This is a genomic window from Ruegeria aquimaris (genome assembly GCF_025751555.1).
GTDB classification, from domain to species: domain Bacteria; phylum Pseudomonadota; class Alphaproteobacteria; order Rhodobacterales; family Rhodobacteraceae; genus Ruegeria_B; species Ruegeria_B aquimaris.
Window position 1 is genome coordinate 154,273 of record NZ_JAOWLB010000008.1, and the last position, 6,343, is coordinate 160,615.

General features: G+C 63.4%; 7 protein-coding genes and 1 tRNA gene. All 8 read right to left on the reverse strand.

Going from position 1 to position 6,343, the window contains the following annotated elements; genetic code table 11:
• Window positions 1-7: 7 nt before the first annotated feature.
• On the reverse strand, window positions 8-781 hold the full coding sequence (locus OE747_RS13225; RefSeq protein WP_263829058.1) for an ABC transporter ATP-binding protein: 774 nt from the start codon (window positions 779-781) through the stop codon (window positions 8-10).
• Window positions 778-1,542 (reverse strand): ABC transporter ATP-binding protein, encoded by a 765-nt coding sequence (locus tag OE747_RS13230; RefSeq protein ID WP_263829059.1) that lies wholly within the window; start codon window positions 1,540-1,542, stop codon window positions 778-780. Before OE747_RS13230 ends, OE747_RS13225 begins: the two co-directional genes overlap by 4 nt.
• Window positions 1,539-2,636 (reverse strand): branched-chain amino acid ABC transporter permease, encoded by a 1,098-nt coding sequence (locus OE747_RS13235; protein ID WP_263829060.1) that lies wholly within the window; start codon window positions 2,634-2,636, stop codon window positions 1,539-1,541. Before OE747_RS13235 ends, OE747_RS13230 begins: the two co-directional genes overlap by 4 nt.
• Before the next feature lie 4 nt (window positions 2,637-2,640).
• Window positions 2,641-3,516 carry a branched-chain amino acid ABC transporter permease gene (locus tag OE747_RS13240; RefSeq protein ID WP_263829061.1) on the reverse strand — a complete coding sequence of 292 codons (876 nt, stop codon included), beginning with the start codon at window positions 3,514-3,516 and terminating at the stop codon, window positions 2,641-2,643.
• Between the two features lie 76 nt (window positions 3,517-3,592).
• A complete protein-coding gene (locus tag OE747_RS13245; RefSeq protein WP_263829062.1) occupies window positions 3,593-4,621 on the reverse strand; it encodes a zinc-binding dehydrogenase in 1,029 nt (342 codons plus the stop codon).
• A 21-nt stretch (window positions 4,622-4,642) separates the two neighbouring features.
• Complete coding sequence (locus tag OE747_RS13250) at window positions 4,643-5,278, reverse strand: TetR/AcrR family transcriptional regulator (protein WP_263829063.1); 636 nt, start codon at window positions 5,276-5,278, stop codon at window positions 4,643-4,645.
• A 180-nt stretch (window positions 5,279-5,458) separates the two neighbouring features.
• Window positions 5,459-6,073 (reverse strand): hypothetical protein, encoded by a 615-nt coding sequence (locus OE747_RS13255; RefSeq protein ID WP_263829064.1) that lies wholly within the window; start codon window positions 6,071-6,073, stop codon window positions 5,459-5,461.
• A 193-nt stretch (window positions 6,074-6,266) separates the two neighbouring features.
• Window positions 6,267-6,341 (reverse strand) — tRNA-Asn (locus OE747_RS13260).
• Between the last annotated feature and the right edge of the window lie 2 nt (window positions 6,342-6,343).

The following is a 6,343-nucleotide window of genomic DNA, read 5'->3' on the forward strand; positions in this document are numbered from 1 at the left end:
TCTCCGGTTATCGCCATGTCTTCTTGCGTTTCCAGCGGCGGTTCTCCCGCGCGCCTTCCTCCTGAACCCCCAGATAGAAGTTCTGGATGTCCTCGGACGCCATCAGCGTCTGGGCCGAGCCGTCCATCACGATACGGCCCACCTCCATCACATAGCCATGATGCGCCAGGTTCAGCGCCGCGCTGGCGTTCTGTTCCACCAGCATCATCGTCATGTTCTGCTCTTCGTTCAACCGTTTGAGGATGGCAAAGATCTCCTGCACCAGGAGCGGCGACAGACCCAGGCTGGGTTCGTCCAGCAGCATGATGCGCGGATTGGCCATCAGGCCCCGGCCAATGGCCAGCATCTGCTGCTGACCGCCCGAGAGCGTCCCGGCCTCTTGCCCGCGCCGCTCCTTCAGGATCGGGAAATAGCTGAACACCAGTTCCCGGTCGCGCTCGATCTGCGCCTTGTCTGTGGCGGTATAGGCACCCAGCGTCAGGTTCTCGTCCACCGTCAGGAGCGGGAACACCTCGCGCCCCTCGGGGACGTGCACGATGCCCTTCTGCACCACCTTGTGCGGCTCCGATCCCTGGATCTCCTCCCCGTCAAAGGTGATGGTGCCCTTTTCGGGGTCCATCACGCCCGAGATCGTCTTCATCAGCGTGGTCTTGCCCGCGCCGTTTGCCCCCAGGATCGACACGATCTGACCCGGCCGCACCTCCAAGGAGACGCCCCGGATCGCCATGATCGGCCCGTAAAAGCTCTCGATGTTGCGGATCTTGAGTATTGCTTCGCTCATGACGCCTTCCCCAGATAGGCTTCGATCACCGCCGGGTGCGATTGCACCTCTGCCGGTGTTCCCAGCGCCAGTTTCGCGCCATCGGCCATCGCCAGCACCCGGTCGCTCACGCCCGAGACCAGCCCCATGTCATGTTCCACCATCAGCACGGTGATGCCCATCTGGCGGCGGATATCGTCGATCCACCAGCGCATGTCGGTGGTCTCCTCCACCGACAGGCCCGAGGCCGGTTCGTCCAGCAGCAACAGCTTGGGATCGGTCGACAGCGCACGCGCCACTTCGACCACCTTGCGAACGCCATAAGGCAGGCCCGCGATCATCTTGTCGCGATAGGCTTGCAGGTCGAGGAAGTCGATCACCTCTTCCACCTTTTCGCGGTTCTCCAACTCCTGCCGCCGCGCCGAGGGGGTAAAGAGGATCTCCGAGAACAGGTTGGTCTTGCGGTGCCGGTGACGGCCGACCAGCAGGTTCTGCAACACGGTCGCATGCTCGAACAACTCGATGTTCTGGAACGTGCGCGCCACCCCATAGGCGGCCACGCCCGAGGGTTTGACCTCCAACAGGTTATGCCCGTCGAACCGGATCTGGCCCGCATAAGGGTCGTAGAAGCGCGAAATCAGGTTGAACACCGTCGATTTGCCCGCCCCGTTGGGGCCGACGATGGCAAAGACCTCGCCTTCCTCGACCGTGAACGACAGGTTGTCGACCGCGGTCAGCCCGCCGAATTTCAGCGTGACGTTTTCAATCTCGAGCAGGCTCATCTCAGGCGCTCCGTCTTCAGATAGGACTTCTGCCGCTTGAACATGTCCTTGCGGTAGAAGGGGAACAGCTCAAAGAACGTCCGGATCTTGAGCCAGCGCCCGTAGATGCCCATCGGCTCGAACAAGATGAAGGCGATCAGGATCATGCCGAAGATGCCGAACTCCAGACCCGGAATGGCCACCGTGCTGCCGCCGAACAGCGCGCCCACGTATTCCTTGGCGATGGACAGGAACTGCGGCAGGAACCCGATCACGATGGCACCAAAGAACGCCCCGTGGATCGACCCCAGTCCGCCGATCACGATCATCATCAACAGCTCGATCGAGATCACCACGCTGAAGGTCTCGTTGTTGAACGCACCCGCGAACATTCCCATGAACGCGCCCGCCCAGCCGGTGACCATGCATGACAGGCCGAACGAGATCGTCTTGGTCCGGGCAATGTCCACGCCCATCGCCTGCGCCGAAACCTCGCTGTCGCGCACCGCGATGAAACTGCGCCCCAGCGGCGAGCGCAGCAGGTTGATGTAGCCCAGTGCCACGATGACCGTTACCGCCAGCACCAGCCAGTAGAACAGCATCGGCGTCCCCCAGCGGTCGATGCTCAGGCCAAACAGGTCGATCCCCGCGATATACTTGCCCGACACGCCGCCGCTCCAGGGTTCGGTCAGCACGATGATGTCGTCGACCAGGATCGACATCGCGAGCGTAAAGATCGCCAGGTAGATGCCATGCAGCCGCAGCGCCGGAATCGCCACCAGCGCGCCGATGATCCCGGTGATCACACCGGCCAGCGGAAAGGCGAGGATGAACGGTACCCCGGCCTCCAGCAGGATCACGTTGGAGTAACAGCCAAAGGCCAGAAAGGCCGCATGCCCCAGGCTGGCCTGACCGGTATGACCGGTCAGCACCATCAGCCCCATCCCGGCAATGGCCCAGATCAGCACGTTGGTCAGCTCGCCCAGATAGAACACATCCAGTATCCAGGGCGCGGCAAAGACCACGGCCAGCAGGATCAGGTAAAGGCTCAGCTGGTACCCGTCCTTCCAGGGGCGGATATCCTGCATGTAATCGGTCTTGAATACGATACGCATGGGCTCAGACCTTCTTCACTCGGACCTGACTGAACAGGCCGTGGGGACGGAAGACCAGCACCGCAAGCAGCAGCGCATAGGGTGCGATCTGGCTGTAACCGGCGGCGATATAGCGGCTGGCAAAGGGTTCGATGACCCCTACGATTAGGCCGCCGGCCAAAGCGCCCGGCAGGCTGCCGAACCCGCCGATCACGGCGGCGGCAAAGGCCTTGATACCCAGCAGGCCGGTGGAGGGATCGACCGATCCCTTGGCCGCGAACAGGATGCCCGCGATCGCCGCAACCGCGCCCGCCAAAGCCCAGATGAAGCCCTGCACCCGCTTTACCGGGATGCCCATGTAATAGGCCGCCAGCTGGTTCTGTGACGCGCCCTGCATGGCAAGGCCCAGCTTGGTGCGGCTGAAGAACAGGAACAGACTGCCGGTCAGCAGCACGGTGACCACGATTACCGCCACATCCTCCATGCCCAGCACCAGCCCGCCGAACGAGATCTCGCGCCCGGCCAGCGGGTTCTGCAAGGTTTGCGGCTCGTGACCCCAGATCAGCCCGGCGACAAATCGGATGACGAAACCCAGCGCGATGGTCAGGATCACAACCGCCGTCTGGCTCTGCCCGAACATGCGCCGGATCACCAGCCGGTCGAGCAGATAGCCGAGCCCGGCCATGATCCCGATCGAGATCGGCAGCGCCATCCAGAAGGGCAGGCCCATATATTCGGTGTTGGTCAACCCGATGGTGACAAAGGCGCCCAGCATCATGAAATCGCCCTGCGCGAAATTCACCGCCTCGGTCGCCTTGTATATCAGAACAAAGCCAAGCGCGATCAGGCCATAGACACAGCCATTCGCCAGCCCGCTGATCAGCAGCTGTACGTTATCCAAATTTTCCTCCCTGCGCCGGTATCCCGGCGTCCCGTTCTTTGGCCCAGCAGCATGTCGACCGCCGGGCCTCGCCTCACTATGGCGTGATCATCACCTTTCCGTCAGTCTTTTTCAGCGCCCCGGCCAGACCTGACACAACGTCACGAAGCGGAAGGTAGCCTGACACATCGGTTTTCCAACGCCCGTCGGCAAAACGCGCCTGCACCTCGGCCACCACGCGCGCCTGATCGGCAGGTGGCGTGGTCATCATCCACTGGGTGAGCCAGAAGCCTTCGATTCGCTTGCCCATGAAAATCAGCTGGCCCATCTGGGTCAGCACCGGCAATTCGGCATCCAGCTTGCCATAAGACACCCAGCGCGCGCCGTTCGGCATGGCGGTAAAGATGCGTTCCGAGGTCTGGTCTGACACCGCATCCAGGAACACGCGCGGTTTCAGCGCCCGGCTGATGGCGGCGAACTTCTGCCCCATCTCCGGATCCGAGATGACCAGAACCTCGGCCGCGCCCAGCGCCTTCAGTGGCTCTACCGCTTCGGCCCGGCGCACCAGCGCGATGGGTTTCAGCCCCAGATCGCGGCCCAGCGACACCATCAGCTTGCCCAGCTGACTGGTGGCCGCCGACACAATGAAAGCCTCGCCCTCGGACCGCGCGATATCGACCATCGCCATGGCGGTCATCGGGTTGACGATCTGCGCCGAACCGTCCTCGTCGCTGATATCGGGGCGCAACGGAATGCACATCTGCGCCTGCGTCACCACATATTCAGCCCAGGCCCCCGCGTTCACGGCGACAAACGCGACCCGCTGGCCCACCAGCCGCTCGGCGCCTTTGCCCACCGCGACCACGTCGCCGCAGCCCTCGAACCCGGCGGGCATGCCCTTGACACGCGGCTGGCCGTACTCGCCCTTGATGAAATGCAAATCGGACGGGTTGACCGAGGCCATGCGCAGCCGGATCAGCACCTGTCCCGGTCCGGGTGTCGGCACCGCGATCTGACCCGGCTCCAGCCAGTCGGCGGCATCGTCAATCGCCGGGCCGGTGGCCTTGCCGGAATAGCCGTCGCCGGTTTGCAGCACGGCATACATCGTTTCGGGAATGTCTGTCATCTTTGTCCTCGGTTCAGGGGATCAGGCGGGCAGGGCGCGCAGGCCCTGCATGGCAAAACGCACGATCTCTTCCGCAATCGCATCGTATTTCTCCGGCGTGTCGCCGGGGCGCGGGCGGAACCAGGCCACCGGCCCGTTCAGCGCGCTCATGAAGGTCTGGACCGTGATCGCCGGATCGGGACCGGCGCGCAGGCTGCCCTCGGCCAGCCCCATCGCCAGCAATTCGCGGAACCGCGCCTCATAGGCGTCGCGCCGGGCGATATGCTGGGACAGCGATTCCTTCTGAAAATCGGTCGTGGTGGTATAGCGCCGCATCAGCAGCCCGTCCTTCAGCACCAGCATGAAGGAATGATGTTGCAGCATCGCTCGGGCATGGCCACGCGCCATGGCTTCCAGCCGGTCCAATACCGGCAGATCCGCAAAATACCCCGGATCGGTGGCCTGAAACACGATGTCCATGCCTCGGTCGCGCACTGCGTTGAACAGATCCATCTTGGACGGGAAATAATGATAGACCCGGCCCTTGGTCGCGCCCAGATGGCGCGCCACCGTATCAATCGAGGTGGCATCGAATCCCCGGCTCTGGAAACACTCCGCCGCGGCCGTCAGCAATTCCTCGTACCGGTCGTTGCGGGCTGTGGTTGCAATCTCGGTCACGGGGCGCTGACTCCTCGGTTGGCAATGGCGACATACTCTCGGGTATGATCAAACATACCGATGGGTATGTCTGTCAACCGACCCAAACCGTGACGTGGCGGCAGGGTTTCGAATGCTGCACCCCGCAAAAACAAAAACCCCCGCCGCAGCGGGGGTTTGCAGGTGGGTGGACAGGTCCCGTCACATGCCAATCAAGGCGCGCAGTGCCTGTGCATGGACAGCGATGGCCTCGGGCGCCGACCGGATATCCTCCAGAATGCCCAGGATGCCGGTTTTGAGCGTCTCGTTCATCGTGCTGTCCTCGACGGCGGAAACCATGGTGTCATAGTCGAAGCCCGACGGGGTCAGCATGCCGTCTCTGTCCCAGCCTTCGACCATTTCGCGGGCCGAGGCGATGGCCGCCGTCGCCTCCTCGTTTGCAGTGGCAAGCGCGGTGCCCACGGCTTCGGTCGTGGCGTCGGTAGCGGCGCTGGCAGCCTCCCCTGCGGCCTCGGCGGCCTGCGACGCGGCCTCGCTGGCGGAGTCGATGGCCTGCGAAGCCGCTTCGGCAGCCGTGTCTCGGGCCTGACCCAACTGTTCCGCTGCTTGCCTGGCTGCGGCCTCAACCTCGGTGCGGGCGGTTTCGGCGGCCTGTTCGATCTGCGTGCCCAGCGTGGCTGCGCCTGGCTCCGCCGGTGTCACGGCGGCCGCGGCCGGCGGTTCGACAGCCGCTTGCTGGGGTTCGGTCCGGATCACAAGGAAATAGGCAGCGGCACCGGCCGCCGCCACTCCGAGAAGTACGAGAATGCGTGTCATGATGACCTCCAAGGCAGTTCTGCCGCCTAGATGGAGAGGGCATGAAGCATCGGCTAGGGGGAAAACCCGGGTCCGGTCGCCAACCGACCCCGCCCGGCGCTTTTCCGCCCGGCCTATCTGTTCCGCTGGGCAAGCCGCCGCCTCGCGTTCCTGCAAACAGAAAAGCCCTCGAGCAGGGCTCGAGGGCTTTTCATGGCTCCGGCGGTAGGGATCGAACCTACGACCAATTGATTAACAGTCAACTGCTCTACCGCTGAGCTACGCCGGAAC